This is a genomic window from Kitasatospora sp. NPDC094016 (assembly GCF_040304045.1).
Classification (GTDB): Bacteria; Actinomycetota; Actinomycetes; order Streptomycetales; family Streptomycetaceae; genus Kitasatospora.
Genome location: NZ_JBEOUK010000049.1, coordinates 1 through 18,789 on the forward strand (window position 1 = coordinate 1; position 18,789 = coordinate 18,789).

At 70.9% G+C, this 18,789-nt stretch carries 11 protein-coding genes; 3 read left to right on the forward strand and 8 right to left on the reverse strand.

Features of this window, described 5'->3' with window-relative positions; all coding sequences use genetic code 11:
* Nucleotides 1-503: 503 nt before the first annotated feature.
* Nucleotides 504-5,114 carry a sacsin N-terminal ATP-binding-like domain-containing protein gene (locus ABT015_RS31780; RefSeq protein WP_350885315.1) on the reverse strand — a complete coding sequence of 1,537 codons (4,611 nt, stop codon included), beginning with the start codon at nucleotides 5,112-5,114 and terminating at the stop codon, nucleotides 504-506.
* A 904-nt stretch (nucleotides 5,115-6,018) separates the two neighbouring features.
* On the opposite strand from ABT015_RS31780, the gene ABT015_RS31785 reads away from it, so the two are divergent.
* Nucleotides 6,019-7,005, forward strand: coding sequence for a hypothetical protein (locus ABT015_RS31785; protein ID WP_350885317.1), 987 nt, complete (start codon nucleotides 6,019-6,021; stop codon nucleotides 7,003-7,005).
* A 380-nt stretch (nucleotides 7,006-7,385) separates the two neighbouring features.
* Here the strand turns inward: ABT015_RS31785 and ABT015_RS31790 are convergent, their stop codons facing one another.
* Both ABT015_RS31790 and ABT015_RS31795 read right to left on the reverse strand, forming a co-directional pair.
* Entirely contained in the window at nucleotides 7,386-7,865 is a 480-nt protein-coding gene (locus ABT015_RS31790) for a tyrosine-type recombinase/integrase (protein ID WP_350885407.1), read from the reverse strand.
* A gap of 12 nt (nucleotides 7,866-7,877) precedes the next feature.
* On the reverse strand, nucleotides 7,878-8,405 hold the full coding sequence (locus ABT015_RS31795; protein ID WP_350885319.1) for a site-specific integrase: 528 nt from the start codon (nucleotides 8,403-8,405) through the stop codon (nucleotides 7,878-7,880).
* 1,157 nt (nucleotides 8,406-9,562) lie between these two features.
* On the opposite strand from ABT015_RS31795, the gene ABT015_RS31800 reads away from it, so the two are divergent.
* Nucleotides 9,563-10,633, forward strand: coding sequence for a hypothetical protein (locus ABT015_RS31800; RefSeq protein WP_350885321.1), 1,071 nt, complete (start codon nucleotides 9,563-9,565; stop codon nucleotides 10,631-10,633).
* 116 nt (nucleotides 10,634-10,749) lie between these two features.
* Here ABT015_RS31800 and ABT015_RS31805 read toward each other — a convergent pair whose 3' ends face one another.
* The 3 genes from ABT015_RS31805 to ABT015_RS31815 all read right to left on the reverse strand — a co-directional run bounded on the left by ABT015_RS31805 (nucleotide 10,750) and on the right by ABT015_RS31815 (nucleotide 14,016).
* The gene (locus tag ABT015_RS31805; protein WP_350885323.1) at nucleotides 10,750-11,865 is read right to left on the reverse strand and encodes a site-specific integrase; all 1,116 of its coding nucleotides are present in this window, start codon (nucleotides 11,863-11,865) and stop codon (nucleotides 10,750-10,752) included.
* Between the two features lie 398 nt (nucleotides 11,866-12,263).
* The gene (locus ABT015_RS31810) at nucleotides 12,264-13,106 is read right to left on the reverse strand and encodes a class I SAM-dependent methyltransferase (protein WP_350885325.1); all 843 of its coding nucleotides are present in this window, start codon (nucleotides 13,104-13,106) and stop codon (nucleotides 12,264-12,266) included.
* Nucleotides 13,107-13,251: 145 nt separating this feature from the next.
* Nucleotides 13,252-14,016 carry an SDR family NAD(P)-dependent oxidoreductase gene (locus tag ABT015_RS31815; protein WP_350885327.1) on the reverse strand — a complete coding sequence of 255 codons (765 nt, stop codon included), beginning with the start codon at nucleotides 14,014-14,016 and terminating at the stop codon, nucleotides 13,252-13,254.
* Nucleotides 14,017-14,193: 177 nt separating this feature from the next.
* Between ABT015_RS31815 and ABT015_RS31820 the strand changes: the two genes are divergently transcribed.
* Entirely contained in the window at nucleotides 14,194-15,423 is a 1,230-nt protein-coding gene (locus ABT015_RS31820; protein ID WP_350885329.1) for an aminotransferase class I/II-fold pyridoxal phosphate-dependent enzyme, read from the forward strand.
* 156 nt (nucleotides 15,424-15,579) lie between these two features.
* On the opposite strand, the gene ABT015_RS31825 is transcribed toward ABT015_RS31820, so the two are convergent.
* Together ABT015_RS31825 and ABT015_RS31830 are read right to left on the reverse strand one after the other, a co-directional pair.
* A complete protein-coding gene (locus tag ABT015_RS31825; RefSeq protein WP_350885331.1) occupies nucleotides 15,580-16,938 on the reverse strand; it encodes a YVTN family beta-propeller repeat protein in 1,359 nt (452 codons plus the stop codon).
* A 324-nt stretch (nucleotides 16,939-17,262) separates the two neighbouring features.
* A complete protein-coding gene (locus tag ABT015_RS31830) occupies nucleotides 17,263-18,750 on the reverse strand; it encodes a DUF1214 domain-containing protein (RefSeq protein WP_350885333.1) in 1,488 nt (495 codons plus the stop codon).
* Between the last annotated feature and the right edge of the window lie 39 nt (nucleotides 18,751-18,789).

Below are 18,789 nucleotides of genomic sequence, written 5' to 3' on the forward strand. Positions count from 1 at the left end.
TTGGCCGGGTTGTAGCGCAGCCGCCACGTGCGCACCGCGTGGTTCAGAGCGTTGCGCAGCGTCGAGACCACCCGGTAGACCGTGACCCGCCCGCGCTGGGGGTCAAGGGGCCGCGACCGCGGCACCCGGCAGGGCGCCGGTGATGTTGGTGGCGACGCAGAGGTAGCGGGAGCTCAGGCCCTGCCCCACCGGCGGGGCAGGGCGGACGTCGGAGTCGGCCCCGACGGCGCCCGCAGCGCCCGTGGCGGACAGCGAGCCGACGAACAGGAGGGCGGCGGGTGAGCATCTGGGCCAGCGGCCTGCGCATGGCGGGAAACCTCTCGGGCGCGGGCGATGACGATCGATCGCTGGGGTGGCCGGGCACCTGACGGACCGATGACCGCACATCTTCGCCACGTCACTGACGGACCGCCAAATTTTTCTCAATACAACCGACTTGACTGATCGTGTGGCGCAGCCCGGGCGCTGCTGGCCCGCCGCGCCCCCTTGCTGCTGCGCCCCACTCAGGCCCCTCCGTCGGGATACCGCAGCACGCGTTCGCCCTCCGCCACCTCCTGTGTCACCTTGAGCCGGATCTCCGCGACCGGCTCTACCTCGAAGTGGCGCACCGGGTCCCGCGCGATGCGCAGCGTCGGGTCTCCCTTCCCTCGTTCCAGGTGGGAGGCGAGGACCAGGGAGAGGTTGTCCCCCTCGGTCAGCGCCCGGACGAACTCCTGCCTGGTGAGCGAGACTTCGGCCGGCAACGCCCCGCCGTGGGTCTTGATCTCGTAATAGTGCCCGGTCGAGTCGATGGCGTCTGCGCCGAACCCCTGGACGCCGCGCTGGTCGTCGAGGGTGATCCCGTCCTGGCGCAGGGCCTCGCCGAGCAGCTCGATGACGAGCTTCTCCTTGTCCCGGTCGGCGTAGCCGAGCGGTCCGGACCGCTCCTGGGGCGCGCCCGCCCCGGGTCGGGGTTTCGGCAGCGAGGTCGCCCGTCGCCGCTGTGTCGCACCACCGCCGGGCCGGGGGGCGCCCTCCGAGAGTGCAGGCCGGGCCTCCTGCCGGCGGCGGGCCAACTCGGCCGCGGTGTACAGCTCGCGGGAGCCGGTCGGCGGCGCCGGTGCGGGGACCGGAACCGCGGCCGGCACAAGCACAGGTACCGGCGGCACAGGGGGCGGCACCGGGGCGGCACCGTTCCTGGGCCTCGGCAGCGCAGGGGCCGGTGCCCGGCGTGCCGTCGCGGGCACCGACGGCGATGCAGGGAGCTGCCGTTCGCGGTGCGCCAGCAGTTCGCGCAGCCGCTGCTCCTGCTCGTGGTCCTGCTGACGCGCGGACACCAGCGGCTCCGCGCCCGGCGGTCGGTCGAGGAGCTCCGCCTCCCAGAAGTCCCGCCAGCGGTGACCGACCCGGGTCCGCTCGCCGTCGAAGAGGCTCGCCACGGCCGTGCCGCCGCCGTGCGTGGTCCGCAGTGCCTCACGGTTCGCCACGAACAGTGCCTTGGCCTCCAGGTCGATCTGCGCCTCGACCGGTACCTCGAAGGCCTCCCCGCCGCCGTCGAGGTCGAGCCGGATGTGGAGCCCCGGCAGGATCCGCACCTCCAGCTCGGGCAGCCAGCCCCAGCCGGTGAAGGCGTCCGCCGCGGCCGGCTCGTCCCGCACCAGGATGTCCTGAAGCCCCGCGACCGCCCGCCGGTACGCGTGGGTGAGCTCCGGATTGGGCACCGCGCCGTCCGGGTCGAGGACCCGCGCCCCGGCCGCTTCCAGCCGGGTGACCTTGAGCAGGCCCAGCAGGGCGGTGAACTGGCTTACCTCACCGCCCGGTTGCCAGATCGGAACCCGGTCGGCGAGGGCGCGCGCGATGCCCGGGTGGTCCACCGCGTGGACCGGACGCTTCCTCGTCCAACCGGCGCCGGTCCACAGCGGCAGCGCCCGCAGCCTGTTGCGCAGCGCGATCGGCACCATCGAACCGGTGCCGCCGACCAGGCCGGACAGGGAGCGCAGCGCCTCCAGGATCACCTGCTGCCGTGCCCCGGTGGGCCGGGCGTCGTCCTCGGCGATCTCCCGGAGCACGTCCACCAGGTCATCGGCCCCCGGCTCCCGGATGCCGAGTGCGGTCCACAACGGGGCGAGCTCGGGCCCGGCGAGGACGTAGGGCCGGAATCCCCGGAGCACCGACCTTCCCCGCAGACAGGCAGCCGGCCGCTGCCAGCCTCGGTCGGTCAGCACCAGGTCCACCTGGCCGAGGAACGCGGTCCTAATCTCCTTTTCTGCTGCCGTCCGGGCCGGATCGGCTGGCCCGTCCGCCAACCGCCCGGCCAACGCCCGGTAGACGAGGAGGACTTCGGCCTCCAGGGCTTCTCCCTCAGGCCCGTTCGCCGGCCGGCGCCGCAGCTCTCGCAGTCGCGCGATCAGCTCGGGCACGTCGGGGTCGGCGGCCACGCCGAGCGCGGCCAGCACCTCCCTCCAGGAGGTCGTCAGGCGCTGGATCTCGGGGTGTAGGTAGCCAGGGTCGTCGTGGCCGTAGAGAGCCTCCGAGTCCCTTGTCCGCAACCGCAGTTCGACAGGAGTGCGCAGGCGCCCCCGCGCGTCTTCCAGCCAGGCGGTCTTCCGCAGCTGCCAGACCCAGAGCGCCGGTGTGCTGCCCCGCACCTCCCACTTGTGGTATGCCCACGCCGCCTTGACCCGGGCGTGGTCGGGCGAGGTGAGCATGCCGGGTTTGCCCAGGGTCGCCAGCAGGGCCGCAGTACGGCGCAGGCGCTCGTGCGGGTCCGGCTCGGCGACGATGTGCTGGACGACAAGCCGGAGGACGGGGCTGACCTGGTCGTCCAGGGTGTGGGTGGCTGCCAGCTTCCGCAGGTCCGTCTGGCGGCCCTCCAGCGAGGAGGCGAACTCACGCGCGAGGCCCACCCGTCGGTCCCCCCAGTACTCCTTGGTGTGGCGCCCGGACCGGGACAGCACCTCGACCACCGGCACCAGACGCGGCACGTCGGCCACGCCCAGCAGGCGCAGGAAGCCTCCCGGGCCGAGTCCGTTGTTCCGGGTGGACGGCACCAGTGAGCGCGCGTAGGAGCGGTCCGCCCAGCAGAGGCCCGGCGTCTTCCCGGCGGCGACGGCGAACCGGTCTCCCTCCGTGGTCTCCAGGGGCTTGGAGAGGTACACCTCACCGGGGGGATTCTGCCTGTGCTTCTCCTTCCCGTCCGGACCGTAGCCGAAGCAGTTCAGCACCACCGCCCGCCCGATCCGTCGACCGAACGCCTCCTGGTCCTTCTTCGAAACCTCCCCCAACGCCTTCTGCAGCGCCACCAGTTGCTCGACCAGCCGGTCGTCATCGCCCTGCAGCCGGGCCCCGGCGTCGCCCAGCTCGGCGACCCGGCGCAGCACCGCCCGGGTGTCGTCCCGCCGCAGCAGAGCGCCAGACTGCCTGAGCCAGCCGACCACTGACCGGGCCCACCGGTCCTCCGCCCAGTACGCCGGGTGGAGGTCGGCCACGATGCCCAGCACGTCCAGCGGACCGCTGCCCTCGGACGCCGCGAACGCGTGCGCGTGGCTCTGCGGCACCAGGCGGCGGCCGTCGGCGGTGACGATGCACGGCTCGCGGGCGATCAGCCAGCCCAAGCCGGCGTCGATCGCCACCGCCGACAGTCGGATGGTGTGCCCCACCTCGTACTCCGGCTGGCTCAGCAGGCCGACCGCCCGGGCGATGTCCACCTCCTCACCAAGGGCGGCCCCGCCGTGGGACCGCCAGTCGGCGAGTACCCGCCGCCAACGCCCCTCTCCGTCACGGGCGGTGGCCGGATACGGGTGCGGCAGCCCGCCGAGCCGGGCGACGTCCGCCGAGTCGAGCACCCCCGACAGGACGGCGGCCTCCACCGCCAGGTCGGTCAGCGGCACGGACTCCCCGGTCCCGAGCGGCAGGACGAGTGCCCCGGCCACGGTACCGCGAGCGCGATCCAGCAGTTCGGCCCGCAGGGTGTGCGGGAGTCCCGCCGGCGCGAGGTCCCCGGGCTGCGGGGGCAGCGGGATCAGATGCCAAGCCGAGGGTGCCACCCCGCCGAGGACGTCGAGCACCGCCGCCTCCCAGAGGTCGGCGACCAGCGGGACCAGGGCGTCGTTCAACCGGCTGGCGGCGAATCCCTCCCGGTTGGCGACGGGGTCGAACTGGGCGTGCACCCGCGCCGCGACGTCCAGCGACGCGACCGGCAGGCCCGCGTGCACGCTGCCCTCCGTCCCAGGACGGAGCGGGAGTGCCACGGCGACCGGCATGGTCGCTCCAGAGGCCTTGTTCCGGCGAGCCGCCCCGGCGGGCGAGTCGACCCGGGTGTCGTAGACCCGCCACACCGAACCGTCGGTCGTCACGGCCTCCCGGACGCCGACCTCCGCTCCGGCGCCGCCGACCACGAGCCGTTTGCGCCCGATCTCGCGCCAGGACAGGCGGAGCACCGTGCTCGACCGTCCGCCGTCGGCCTCGGCACCGTCCGCTGCCACGGTGATCCGCTCCAGGTGACGGAGGAAGAGCAGCGAACCGTCGCTCCAGCCCTCGAACCACCGGACCAGTCCAGCCGCCGGGAGGGCGTCCTCCACCAGCGGAATCCTGAACACCGTCCACCGCTCATCGGCGATCTCGGCCGGAAGCTCCAGCGGCTCCGCCACTGCGAGTTCGAGGTCGGTGAAGCGGACGTGGAACGGGTGGCAGTGCACCTCCCAGGACCTGGACAACGCGCGCAGCGTCGCCAGCCCGATGCCGAAGCGTCCGGTCGCCTCGGCATCGCGGGTCTTGCCGCTCAGCCAGGGCATCCCCAGGAGCAAGAGGTCCGCCAGCCGCACACCGTGGCCATCGTGTGCGATCAGCAGTTCGGACGGCCGCCAGACGAAGCGGATCTCCCGCGCTCCGGTGTCGTCGGCGTTCTGCACCATCTCGGACAGGATCTGCAGGCCGTCCGAGGAGAGCGTCTCGGCCCCCTGCTGCCCGCCCTCGGCCATCAGCCGGAATACGCCGAGCCCGTTGCGCAGCCCCTCGTCGAGCAGGGCCACCGCCCTGGCCGCCTGCTCGGCATCCCGAACCTCGAACCCCGGATCCCGCCTCGGATCGGTAAGGAGTACCCCCACCGCCGCCGCGAGTGCATCGTTGGCGTCCACACGCCTCCCCTTCCCTGTGCCCCTACCGGTACAAATCCTGGCCCCCCGGTGGGGAGCAGCCGACCACGACCGGCGGAATCCCGTCGAATCCGGGAGGACGGTCGCTCCCTCGTGCACCGCCTGATCGACCGTCACCCCGCGGTCGCCCCCACCCGACCCCGTCGGGAAGCGGGCGGGGAGACGGGCCGGAAGGACACCCCGGCAGGTCGCGGCTGTCAGTGTCGGCTGCTACGGCGCGTGTCGGGTCGTGACGCGGCCGCCCCAGCGGGTCAAGCATCCGGGGCCGGGAGGCCCCCAACGCGCTACTGCCCTCTCCACTTTGGGACCCGAAGAGCCGCTGCAAGAGCCCGTATGAGACGTCGTCGCTGGTAGTGATATCACCCTGCTACAAGCCCCGGGACCACTTTGGGACCACGCCGCCGCGTGAGGATTCCGCACGATTGAGCCGATAACGAGTACCACGCCGCCCCAGCCCGCCCACCCGTCGACCCGACGGAAATGTCCAGTTCAGCGGCCTGATCGGAGTTTTGACACCCTTCAGGGCTCCGGGACGTCGCCTACCGGCTGCGGGCAAGCTATGGCAGACGTGGCCGGTGTCAGAGGTCTCGGGTACCGTCCGATCGGAGGTGAGGTTCGGGCGGGAGGGATCGGTATGGCTGCGGAACGGAAGTGCAGGGAGTGCGGGAAGGGGGCGAGTGCCAACCGCAAGGGAAAGCCCGGCAGGTGTGTGCCTTGCATCGACGGGCACTACCTGAAGCTCGGCTGGAACCCCTGCGAGCCCCATGTCTGCACGGAACACGAGCGTCGTTGCCTGTGCACCACTTGTGACCAACCCACCGCGATCCCGTACAGCGAGATTCGCAACAAGCAGGTCCGATACTGCAATTCGTGTGCCTCCCGGAAGATGTACGAACAGGGCCTCGTGCGCGAGCCTGCGAAATGGGACATCACGAAGGAGGAGGCCGCGCGGATCGTGTTGGGGGAGGAGTTCCTGGCGCGTGACGTTGCCGGTGCCGTGGTAGATGAGTCCGGACTCGCCCAGCGGATGGAGCACGTGTGGTCGCTCGTGGAAGTGGAGTGCGCGGTCTGTGGGACGGCCAAGAGGTGGAGCGCGTCGATGAGCCTCGGCAGCCGGGCCGTGCCCGAGCGCAGCCGGTGCTCCAACTGCTCTGCCATGCCCCTGACCGCCTGGCAGGTCAAGTTCTTCGCCGCGTACGGGCTCGCGCGCGATCACGTGGGCTACGCCCGGCTAAGTGAGCGAGTCGAGGCGCACTGCACTGACTGCGGGGCGGCGCGCAGGACCTCCGTCTCCGAGCTGGCGAGCGGGGTTTCGCCCTGCCTCACCTGCGACGCTGCGACCACCGACCCGGATGCTTCGCACCTCGTCTACGTCGTGCACTTCCCGAGGCTTGGCGCCTATAAGGTGGGCATCACCGGTACCGGAGTGCGGCACGACCGGCTCGCCTCCCACACGGCGCAGGGCGGCGTTCCGGTCGAACGGAGAGTGGTGCCGAACAGGGAAGCCGCGCGGACGGTGGAGGAGTTCGTCCTGCGCGTGGTGCGGGACCATCCGAGCGGCTGCACCGCCGAGGACTTCCCGCAAGGGGGCTTCACGGAGACCTGGGCCGAGGACGGACCGGAGGTGGATCTCGGTGGCATCGTCGATCGGCTGACGCGCGAGGAAGCGCCCGGCTTCGACCGGCTTGGCAAGCTCAAGGCCTTCTTCGAGGACGAGCCGCTGACCATCGAGGAGCTGGTCGAGTTTCGGAGGATCGAGACCATCGAGACGGACGGGTGCGAGGTCCATTGTGTGGGCCTGAGCGAGCCGTTGGAACAGGTTCTTCGCAAGGTACGGGCCCGGAGGGCGTCGGGGGGCGACGGGCAGAAGTAGCGGGGGAACTCGAGTGGGCCAACGGCGAGCCCGGGTCGGCCGACACGGTGCTGCGGACCATCAGGCCAAAGGGCTGATCCGTTGGACGTAGCCGACGTGGCGGCCAGCCACCGGACCTCCTTGACGACGACACCTTCGACTGGATCACCGAAGCCGTCTTCAAGGAAAGATTGCTGCGGCGCGAAGCCAGGATCCCGGTCCCGCCGGCTATGACCCTCCCGGACTGGGCAGCTTTCGACCTGCTCGACAACCTCCGCCCGGACCTTGAGGAAGACGAGCCCCTGCCGCTGACGAGGCTTGGGCGTCTCTGACCGGCGCTGCGGCCAGAGACGCCCCGCGCCCGGTTCCAAGCCGTAGTGCCGAAGTCGTTCGACGCGTGGCTACGCCGCCCGCCGGAGGACCTCACCAGGCCCGGCGGCCGGACTCCGCCCGGCGGAGGCCCGGTCGAGAGCCTGGGCCAAGGCGAGCACGGCCTGGTCGGCGGAGTCCTTGAGAAGGTGGCCGTAGAGGCTGATGGTGATGGCGAGGGTGAAGTGGCGCATCGTCTTGGAGACGACGGCGACGGGGATGCTTTCGGCGATCATGATGCTGTTGGCGGTGTGGCGCAGGTCGTGCAGGCCGATCTTGGGGAGGTCGAGCTCGGCGGTGCGTTTGCGGAGCTGGTTGAGGACCCACTGGGGGCGAAGCGGTGAGCCGTCCGGCTTGGCAAAGAGCAAGCCTTCGAGGCGTCCTTCGGGGTGGGCGGCCATCCGGAGGGCGGCCTGGCCGTGGAGGACGGCCATGACTCTGGGGGAGAGGCTGATCCAGGCGCGGCTGGCCTCGGTCTTGGGCCAGCGGAGGTGGAGGACACCGTTGTTGATGCCGGTGAGGGTCTAGCGGACGTAGAGCTTGCGGTCCATGAGGTGGACGTCGGACCGGTGGAGGGCGAGGATCTCGCCGCGGCGCATGCCGGTGCCGAACATGACCTCGAACAGGTCGGTCAGTCGGTCGGCGTAGTGCTCAGCGTTGTGGCGCAGGAACGCCGCCGCTTCGTCCGGGGTCCAGCAGGTGCGCTCGGCGGCGCGGGGCTTGGCTGGGTTGTAGCGAAGCCGCCAGGAGCGCACCGGGTGGTTCAGTGCGTTGCGCAGGGTGGTCACGACCCGGTAGACCCTGACCCGGCCGCGGCCGGCCTTCTGCTGGGCGCGCACCCAGTCGTCGATGTGCTTCGGACACAGGTCGGGCAGCCGGTAGTGGCCGAAGACGGGGATGAGATCCCGCTCGACGCAGTCCGCGTAGCCGGCGTAGGTGTTCGTCGCGAGCTCCTCCTTCTTCGCTGCCAGCCACTCCCGCAGGAAGCTCGCCGCCGTCGTGCGGCGGTCCTCGTACACCCCGCGCAGCTCACCGTTCAGCACCGCCTTCATCTCCCGGGCCGCCTCGGCGCGGGTCGCGAACCCGCCACGTCGACGGGTCTTCCGATTCCCGTCCTCGGGGCAAGGTCGACGCAGTACGTCCACTTCCCGTGCTTCAGATCCCCGGCCAGCCGCGGACACCACGGCCCCAACTGCTGCCCCGAACCGTCCGAACAACCACACCGCCGGTACACCCGACCCCGCTGCGCACGCTGTCCCATGAGCTTCCCCTTCTCTCGGACTGGGTGGTGCTTCTGGGGCAAGAGTGGCTGCTGTTTCCAGTGTGCCGGCAGAGCGTGCGGGGCGGTGCGCGAAGCACTCAGAACCAGACGGCGAAGACACGCTCAAGACGACACACCGCCCGGAAGGTCACCATCCGTGACCAGTGGGTAAGCGACCATGATCCGCCTGCAGTCGCTGGCCCCCTGGACCGGCCTGCGGCTTCGGCGCAAGGGCGGTCGGGCTGGCGTGACGCCGCCTCCTGAAAGCCCGACAGATCCCGGTTACAGGCAGTGCCTGCGGCGGGGTGGTCGGCCTGGGGACCATTTTGGGACCACGCCTGATGAGCGCCCATGAACGCCGATGGGCGAAAACGGACTGGGGGTCAAGGGGTCGCAGGTTCAAATCCTGTCGTCCCGACCGCGAGTTTTCGCAGGTCGGAGGGCGCTTCCATCGAAATGATGGGAGCGCCTTTTTGTGCGTGTCGCGGGGTGGTGGTCGCATGGTGGTCGCGCCCTGACCGGCCCGGGAATGCTGCCTGATATGAGGCGGTGCTAACCAACTCGCCTTAGTCAGGCTGGAGTTGGGGCCGGATGGTCAAGCGTGGTATCTCGCGGTTGGAGGAGCTCGGCCCTCCTGAATGGGTGACCTGCGGTTGTCGAGTTGACGGTCACCATGCGTGATCTTCCCCACTGGCGAGTGGTTCGTGCAGATCTGTCCCGATATTTTGGCTTGAACTCTCGCTCGCAGTTCGGTCGAGTGATCGTTTCGGTGCGACCACCACGCGATCACCAGGGGCTGGGTGTGCTCGCTGAGCTGCTGCCACCCCTTGAAAGTGCGTCAAGGAACGTTCTTCGTCTGTTCGTGCGCCGAGAGGTGCTTCCAAGCGCACGGGGCGCGGTGGCTGAGCAGCCCGATCTGCGTCTTTGTGTTGTCGGGCTGGGGCCGCGATGTTGAGCCCGGAAATGCGTCGGCTTCGGCTGGGCCAGATCTTCGCGGCCGATGTTCCGCTGGGGGTGTTCCAGGAACTGCCGCTGTCGTGTTTCCGGTCGTCGTCCGGCCTGGGAAGGCTTCATGGCGGAGCGGATTGCGCGCAGCTGCGATCCGCGTCGGCGGTTCACCGTCTGGAACTGCCGCTGCTGCTTGCGGTCGGGGAGTTGTGCACGCATTGCGCGTGGCCGGTTCCGGGTGAGCATCTGCTCGTCGCCTTCGCTGAAGCGGTGTCATCTCTGACGCCGTTGAGGGCGTGGGCGGGGTTCCAGCCGCGCCCGGTTACGGAGGGGTCGGGACGGGCGGACCCGCGTGCTGCGCGTGAGGGACAGTGTCGAAGGTGGTGGCGCCTGCAGACGCAGTTGTTGGAGAGCCACACGGTCGCGGCGGCGTACCCGTGGCTTGCGTCGTGGGTCGAGCCGATGCAGGTCACTCTCGCCGGGGCCGTCGACTGCGCACGTCGGGACATGGCCTCGCTATTGGACGAGGTTGTTCTGCTCGATGTGGCCTGTGCCGCTGCCTTGTCGGCTCCAGAGTTCGGCGAGGGTGGGTCGGCTCTGGTTGGTCCGGGCCCCAGTGGTTCATGGCTGATGCAGGAGGCGTGGGCCTGCTGGCAGCAGGAGTGCGCTACGGGCTGGGACGGGCTGGAGGCGGGCAGGAGCGCGGCGACGGCGGTGGTCTATGAGGCGTTCGGGTCCCGCCGGCGAGGTCGCGCGGAGGTTCTCGAAGCGCTGGATCGCCTCGTCGACGACTGGGACGCCCAGGCGCGTGCGCTGGCCGCCCAGCACGCGGCGGCTCCACGCCGCTCGCTCACGGTTGATCTTCCCCCGCTCGTCCGCACCCACAATGAAGAGGGGGAGGGAGATGGGCTCACCGGATGGGAGGCCGGTGTCCTCGCCGTGTATCAGGTGGCCGTGCACTGGTCGGCCGGGAGCATCGACCTGCTGGTGCCCGGGCCCGTCGCCGATCAACTCCTTCGCAGCAGTTCGCTTGCCTCGGTGGTGGAGGGCCGCGACCATCCGGGCTCGTGATCACCGGATCGCAAATCCATGAGCGCGGCACAACGCTCGGGGCTTGGAGCCGGCCGTGTTCGGTCCTGCTCCAAGCCCGGTATGAGAGAAGCGATGGCGCCCGGAGGCCTCCGTTGTTAGGCGGCCCGTCCGAAGCGGTCGGGGCGGCCGGAGTCGAGGTCGGCCTCGGCGTGCGCGAGGGCGTCGGCCAGGGCGTGGACCGCTTCGTCCGCGGCGTGCTTGAGCAGGTGTCCGTAGATGTTGATGGTCGTCGCCAGCGTGGAGTGCCGCAGGGTCTTGGAGACCACAGCCATGGGCACACCGGAGGTGATCATGATGGTGGCAGCGGTGTGTCGCAGGTCGTGGACGCCGATCCGTGGCAGCTCGATCTCGGCCGAGCGGCGCCGCAGCTCCTTCAGGACGTGCTGGGGCCGAAGCGGCGCGCCGTCCACCCCGGCGAAGACCAGTCCCTCCAGCGGCGCGCCCGGCGGGAGGAGTGCCTGCTGGTGGTCGGCCTGTCGCCGCAGCGCGTCCATGGCGCGGGCGTTGAGGCTGACCCAGTTCAGGCTCGCCTTGGTCTTCGGCGGCCCCAGGTGCAGCTCGTTGTTGTTGACCGCGGACAGGGTCCAGCGGACGTATACCTTGCGCTCCATGAAGTGCACGTCCGTCCAGTGCAGGCCCAGTGCCTCACCGCGCCGCAGACCGGTTCCAAGGATCACCTCGAACAGGTCCCCGAGCTGGTCCGCGTAGTGCCGGGCATTGTGGCGAAGGAACGCGGCGGCCTGCAGCGGGGTCCAGCACAGGCGCTCGGGTGAGGCCGGCCGTGCCGTGATCGCCCGCCGGGCCGGGTTGTAGGTCAGGCGCTTGCCGCGCACAGCCTGGCCGAGCGCGCTGCGCAGGACGGCGCCCGCCCGGTAGACGGCGACGGGCCCGCGCCCGGCGGCGCGCTGGTCGGTGCTCCACTTCTCGATGTGCAGGGCTTTCAGGTCGACCAGCCTGATCCGCCCGAAGGTGGGCAGCAGGTCCTTGTGGACGTACGCGTGGTAGTTCGCGTAGGTGGAGGCTTTGAGGGTCTTCTCCTTCAACGCGAGCCACTCGAGCAGGTAGGCGCCCACGGTGATCTTCGGGTCCTCGAAGACTCCGATCCGCTCCGCGGCCAGCACGAGCTCCAGCGCGTGCCGCGCGTCCTGTTCCGAGCGGTAGCCGCTGCGGCGGCGGGTCCTGCGTCCCTCCTCCGGAGACGGCAGGTCCACCGCGTACGCCCAACTCCCGTGCTCTGCTCCCGTTTGCAGGCCCGGACATGCGGCCCCCAACTGTCGTCGGCTCTCGTCACGGCAGCCACAGCGGCGGTAGACACGGCCACGGGTGGGACAGGTGCTCATCGAGTTCTCCCTGTGTCAGGTGATCCTGGTGAGACAAGTGCCCACCATTCACCGGCCCAAGAGCAGGGGGGAGCGGCGTGCGAAGCATAGGACGGCCCCCGGTACATCAATGGCGAGCGTGTCGGGGGAGCGCCGCCGCTGTCTGCTTCAGGGCGCCGGTTTGATCCGCCGGGACCTCTGATTCCGCAAACGGCACGCGGCATGCTGTGGTGGGGCCGGCGCCCGGTGCCGGGTGGGCGATGGGTCCACCATGGCCCGGGCGCTGCCCGCTACCGGCCTGGCCGGCAGGCCGTGATGACGTAGTAGTCGAGGATCCCTTCTTTGTAGGCCCGCAGGAAGTTGCGCGGCCAGCTGTCCGGTGCCCACGCCTTGCTCACCCAGAGATCGAATCCCGGCCATACGCGGGAGCCGATGGAGTGGGCACGTGCACCTGTGAGTCCGGCCGCCGTGAGTGCGTCCGTGAGCGCCTTGGCCGGACGGGCGTGGTCGAGGCCGTCTTCGTAGTTCTCCAGCAGCTTTGCCAGCTGCGCGGGCCGCTCGGGGGCGTCGTCCGCGGCGAGGAAGGTGGCGACCGCCACCCGCCCGCCCGGCCTCAGCACCCGGAAGGCCTCCGCGGCGAAGGGTTCGAGCTCGGGGAAGTGCTGTACGGCCTCCACGGTGAGGAGGACGTCGACCGCGCCGTCCTGCACCGGCATGTGCTCCGCGGCTCCTTGGAGGAACCGCAGCCGTCCCGGCTCCTCCTGCAGGAGACCGGCGTGGGTCTCGCGCGCCCGTCGCAGCTGCTCCGGGTGGATGTCGAGGCCGGTGACCTCGGTGGGCGCGTACTCCCGCAGGGCCAGTGCGCAGCCCATGCCGAGCCCGCAGCCCACTTCCAGGATCCGGGCCCCCTGCACCGGGCCGACGGTTTCGAGGAGCTGCCGGTAGACGTTCTCCTCGCTACGGATCCGGTCCGCCTGTGTGAGTGGCTGCTCCAGGTCGATGTCGTGCCAGTAGCCGAAGTTGATGAACCCTCCGGCATAGGCCGGATCCGCGCTCAGGTTCTCGGGACCGTAGGTCTCCCGCACCACCGGCCGCATACCCGACCGCTCCTCGCGCACTTCGCCCGTCACCATCTGCGCTCCTCCTGTCAGCTCCCGCGTCCGCCGTGCCCGGCGTCCGGGCGGAGCCGGTCCGCGCCGGCCCCGCCACTGCTACAACGGCGCGACGGACGGGCCGGTCACCCCCTGCGGCGGCCCGTTCCCAGGGGGATGCGTCGCCTCACAGGGTGGCGGCCACGGTCTCCAGAAGGGGGTTGGCGTAGCCGGCGGACATGCCCGCGTCGACGTTCAGGGCCTGGCCGGTGAGGGCGGCGGCGGACGGCGATGCCAGGAACGCGATGACGTCGGCGACCTGCCCGGCGGTGATGGTGATGCCCAGGGGCGAGGCGAGCCGGCTGACCGCCCGCTCCAGGTCGCCGCCCGCCGACTTCTGGAGCATGGGCGTTTCCACCGAGCTGGGGCAGACGCAGTTCACCCGGATGCCCCGGTGGCCGTACTCCATGGCGGCCACCTGGGTCAGCGACACGACGGCGGCCTTGGACGCCGCGTACGGTGCGTACCCCGTCAGTCCGAGGCGGGCGGCGATCGAGGCGTTGTTGACGATCGCGGAACCCGCGGGCATCAGGCGGGCGGCATGCTTCATCCCCAGCATCACACTGGTGGAGTTGACCTCCAGGACGCGGTGGAACTCGGCGCCGTCCAGATCGTCGAGCTCGACCTCGGCCATGATTCCCGCGTTGTTGACCAGCACGTCGACCCGGCCGAACTCCTTGCCGACCCTCAGGTACAGGCCCTCGATGCTCACCGCGTCGCTGACGTCCGTGGGCACGTACATCCCGCCCAGCTCGGCAGCGAGTGCGCCGCCGTCGCTGCGCTGGGCCAGCACCACCGTGGCGCCTTCGCCCGCCAGCAGCCGGGCCGTCGCCAGCCCGATCCCCGAGGAAGCACCGGTGACCACGCAGATCCTGTCGTCGAAAACACCCATGGGGTGAACTCCCTTGAACCGTTGGTGTGCGGGCCGCTCGGGCCCAGTGTGGCGAAAGACCGCTCCGCTCGGCCGCCCGCTTCCCCCTAGCCTTGCCCGACATCGGTCGTGCGGCCGGACCCCTGGACGGCCGCCGCATCCTGGCCGATGCGATCGAATCGACAGGAGAGACCCCACATGCACGAGGCCTCCAACCAGGCCCACCCGTTGGAGCGGGTCGAGCGCACCGTCCGCGCCCGCAGTGTCGGCCAGGGCACCGCGCCCGACCTCTACATGCGAGCAGCGGAGCACTTCGACGGCATCTCCGTCACCTATCCGGGTGAACCCGAGCAACTGGTCATGACCACCTACGACTACCTCGGCCTCGTGGGCGACCCCGCCATCAACGCCCGCGCCAAGCAGGCCATCGACGACCACGGCGCGGGCGGGCACGGCACCGCGGTCGCCTCCGCGACCCTGCGCCCGCACCGCGAACTCGAAGGACGGCTCGCAGACTTCGCGGGGCAGGAGGCCGCGGTCCTCTTCCCTTCCGGGTACCAGACCAACAGCACGGTCATCCCCGTGCTCGCCGGACGCGGCGACTGGATCCTGTCCGACGAACTCAACCACGCCAGCATCATCGACGGCTGCCAACTGGCGCGGGCACGCGGCGCCCACGTGCACCCGTACCGGCACAACGATGTCCAACACCTGCGGGAACTGCTCGCCCAGGCACCCGCCGACCGGACCAAGCTGGTCGTGAGCGACTCGGTCTTCAGCGCCGACGGCGACCTGATGCCCCTGCCGGAGATCGTGGAACTGTGCCGCGCCCACGGTGCGCTGCTCTACGTCGACGAGGCCCACGGCCTGGGCGTCCTGGGGCATCGCGGCCGAGGCGTGCACGAGCACTACGGCCTCACGCCCGACCGCACCACCTTGATCATGTCTCCGCTCAGCAAGGCGTTCGCCGCCAGCGGAGGCTTCGTGGCCGGCCCCCGCGGACTCGTCGAACTCCTGCGCATCGCCGCCCCCGGCTGTGTCTTCAGCGCCGCGATGTCGCCCGCGTCAACAGCCGCGGCCCTGGCGGCGCTCGACCTCATCGGCAGCCCCGAGGGCGACCTCCGACGGAGCACGCTGCGTCGGAACGTGGCGCACTTCATCACCCGGGCCCAGAAGGAGGCGCTGGTTCCGGCCGATCTCCCCGAACACCACAGCGGTGTGATCCCCGTCTTCGTAGGAGACGACCAGCGGGCCCTGCGGATCGGCGCGCACTGCCGCGACCGGGGAGTCATGGTCGTCCCGTTCGTCCACCCCGCCGCGGCAGCAGGACGAGCACGGCTGCGCGTGAACATCACCGCCCGGCACACCCCCGAACTCCTGGACCGTGCGGTCGACGTCTTCGCCGGCGCCTTCCACAACACGAGGTGAGGAAGACACCGTGTGTCGGGCGATGATCCATGGCGTGGTGTGTCGCCTCACCGGCGCGAACACCCTCACCCGGCGCGGGACGGCGGGATCGGGGGCGTCGGTTCAGCAGGCCTCCGGGGCGTGGCTGTAGGCGGAGGCGGCTGCGCTCTCGGTCCATCAGGTGCAGGTGATGACGAGAGCGGTCGTCGCCGTGCAGGTGCGGCTCACCGACTTGGTGCCGGCGTTCGGATCGACCGGAGTGGAGGCGGAGATGGCCGCGGTGACGGTGAAGGGGGTGCCGAGGCGAAGCAGCGCGACGGGGATGCTGAAGGCCCGGGTCTCGCTCGTCCGCGGGGCCGGATCGGCCAGGGCGCAGGTCACGGTGCCCGGGGCGGTGGCGCAGCCGGTGCTGTCGGCGGTGAGTCCCTCGGGCAGGGTGGCGGTGACGGTGACGCCGGTGACGGCGGCGGGGCCCCGGTTGGTGAGGGTCACGGTGTAGTCGATCCGGCCGGCCGTTCCCGGAACGGGGGTGGCCTTCAGGGCGAGGCCCAGGTCCGCGGGCGGGGTGATAGCGACGCGACGCGGGGAGCGGCCGACCGCCTTGGTGGCCGTGACCGCGTTGGTGGCGGTGTCGACGACCGAGACGCTGGCGCTGTTGAAGTCGGCGACGTACAGGCTGCGCCCGTCTGGAGTGAGTGCGAGGCCTGCGGGCTGCCGGCCGACCGGGACCGTCGCGGTCACCGTGTTGGTGGCTGTGTCGATGACGGAGACGTTGTTGTCGTCCGCGTTGGCCACGTAGGCGCGGGAGTTGTCGGCGGACACGGTGACGGAGCTGGGGCTCTTGCCGGTGGGGACGGTGGCGGTAACGGTGTGGGTGGCCGTGTCGATCACGACGGCCGCGCCGCCGGCGACGTCCCCGGCGTAGACGTGGCGGCCGTCGGGCGAGACGGCCAGGCTCTGGGGACCGCCGCCGACCTCGATGGTGGCGGTCACGGTGTCGGTGGCGGTGTCGATCGCGCGGACCTGGCCGGTCGTGGCGCTTGCGGCGTACACCTCCCGGCCGGAGGGGGTGACCGCGACGGCGACCGGGTTGTCGGGGGTGGGGATGGAGGCCAGCTGGGTGTCGGTGGCCAGGTCCAGGACCCGTACCGTGCCGGCGAAGTTGTCGGCGACGTAGGCGCGGGTGCCGTCGGGGGCGATCGCGATGTCGGCCGGGTACTGCCCGAAGGGGAAGCTGGCGGTGACGCGGTTGGTGGCGGTGTCGATCACCGAGATGGCGCGGTCGGAGCCGTGGGCGACGTAGGCGCGGGTGCCGTCGGGGGCGATGGCCACGCTCTCGGCGTGCTTGCCCAGTTGGACGGTGGCCACGGTGTCACCGGTGACGGTGTCGATGGCCGAGACGCTGTTGCCGTTGAAGTTCGCCACGTACGCCGTCGGGTGCGCCGGGCCGGCCGCCTTCGCGGCCGCGAAGGCGGCCGACGGGGCGGCGAGGCCGGCGACCACGACGGCCAGCGCCCCCACCAGGGCTCCGGTCACGGCGGCCCTGCGGGGTTCGCCGGGCGGGGAGGGGCAGACGTTCGCAGCAGGTGTCCAGGGGTGCACGGGTGCCTCGATTCGGAGAGGATCACGGACCGAGGGACGGGGCTGGCCTCGACGCCCGCCCCCCGCCGGACGCACCGCGTCCGCACCGGATCAACGAGAGCGCACGGTCCGGGGCACGACCGGAACAGTGCGTCACCCCGCCGCACGCTTGTCGCGTTCGGGTTTCGTGGAGCCGTTGGGCCTCGTGGAGCGGATGGGTAGGCCTCCCGACCGTGAGGTTCGGGAGGCCGACCGCGGGGGTTCGTCGGCAGGGGCCGGTCAGGCGGCGGGGTCGGTCGTGACCTTCACGAAGTCGCCGGGCTTGTACAGGCCTTCGAAGAAGGCTTCCTCGGGGCCGTAGAAGCGGATGATGGCGAACCAGCCGTGGCCGGGGACGGTCCTGATCCAGTTCGGGGCGCCGTCGGGGCGTTCGGGTCCGGTGTGGAGCGTGATGGACTGGTCGGGGTTGAAGACGATGTCGTTCATGCCGTTGAGGGAGGAGAAGGTCTGCCCGTCGGCATCGACCTCGGCCGCGGTGTCGGCGTCGTAGAGGGTCAGCGACCAGAACAGCTGGGCGGGCGGGTCGGCGGGCAGGTCGATGCGGTAGGTGTCCTCGCCGCGCAGCAGGTCGCCGTCGTGGTCGCGGTAGGCGTTGGCGTACTTGGCGCCCGCGCCCACGGTGGAGCCCATCATGCCCGTACTCACCGAGTAGTGGTTGACGAACATGTGGGCCTTGGCGTTGACGTCGGTGTGGCCGGTGGTGCGGTCGCGGAACTCCTCGTCGAGGAGGGTGTGCCAGAAGTCGTCCTGCTTGGTCTTGGCGTGGGCGACCCACTGGCGGTCGGCCCACCACAGGGCGTCCGGTTCGCGGTCGAATTCGGCGGCGGCGGTCTTGGCCATCTTCCAGGCCGTCCGGGCGGCGAGGTCCAGCAGTTCGCGCCGGCGCGGGGTCGGGTCGAAGGGCTGGCCCTTGCGGATGCCGAGGGCTGCCAGGACGCCGTGCATGTACGGGTCCACCTGGTCGACCCGGTCGGCCTGGACGAACGCGTCGAGCGCGTCGTAGAAGGCGGCGTCGCGCGGGAAGAGGGCGTCGACGGGGGTGTCGGAGGCGTGGACGAACTGCATCGGGGCGGTGTCGCCCGCCAGGGGGTGGAAGCGGATGCTCTCGACCGACTCGACGCCGGGTGACAGGTCGTCGACGGAGGTGAAGAAGCCGCGCAGGAGGAAGTAGATGCCGTCGGTGGTGCTGCGGTAGACGAAGTAGTCGTCCCAGTCGCCCTCGTTCTCCGGCTCCAGGCCGTCGGGGACGACGAGGTAGCGGCCGCCCTTGCCGGCGTCCGGGCCGGGCAGGCCGATGTCCCCGCGGTACTGCACGCCGTCGATCAGTGGCCCGGTCAGCGGGCGGTGCCAGAAGTCGTCGACCAGGCCCTGGATGCCGGGCGGGGCCTCGACCACCAGCGGGCCGGTCACGCTCAGGTCGGCGAACGCCATCCCGTAGATGACGTCGCAGTTCGGGGTGGTGATGACGGTGCGCGGCTTCAGCCGCTGCTCGAACACCGCGACCACCTGGTAGCCGTAGCCGAACGCCCCACCCAGGCCGTCGCGCATCGCGCACACGTTCACCGCGGGCAGCGCCCACAGGTACGTCTGCACGGCCCGCTGGAAGTACAGCTCCTCGTCCAGCGTCCGCGCCGCCCTGTGGGTGGGGTATCCCCCGTCGAACGGCAGCGACGCCAGCTCCCGGTAACGCTCGAACATGGACGTCATCAGTACAACCTCCCGGTACGGTACGGAAAGACGGCGGTC

Excerpts from the sequence above, each read along its gene's own strand:
- ABT015_RS31785 (WP_350885317.1), top strand. The coding sequence starts at position 6,019 with ATGTACGAACAGGGCCTCGTGCGCGAGCCTGCGAAATGGGACATCACG.
- ABT015_RS31795 (WP_350885319.1), bottom strand. The coding sequence starts at position 8,405 with ATGAAGGCGGTGCTGAACGGTGAGCTGCGCGGGGTGTACGAGGACCGC.
- ABT015_RS31800 (WP_350885321.1), top strand. The coding sequence starts at position 9,563 with ATGTTGAGCCCGGAAATGCGTCGGCTTCGGCTGGGCCAGATCTTCGCG.
- ABT015_RS31810 (WP_350885325.1), bottom strand. The coding sequence starts at position 13,106 with ATGGTGACGGGCGAAGTGCGCGAGGAGCGGTCGGGTATGCGGCCGGTG.
- ABT015_RS31815 (WP_350885327.1), bottom strand. The coding sequence starts at position 14,016 with ATGGGTGTTTTCGACGACAGGATCTGCGTGGTCACCGGTGCTTCCTCG.
- ABT015_RS31820 (WP_350885329.1), top strand. The coding sequence starts at position 14,194 with ATGCACGAGGCCTCCAACCAGGCCCACCCGTTGGAGCGGGTCGAGCGC.
- ABT015_RS31830 (WP_350885333.1), bottom strand. The coding sequence starts at position 18,750 with ATGACGTCCATGTTCGAGCGTTACCGGGAGCTGGCGTCGCTGCCGTTC.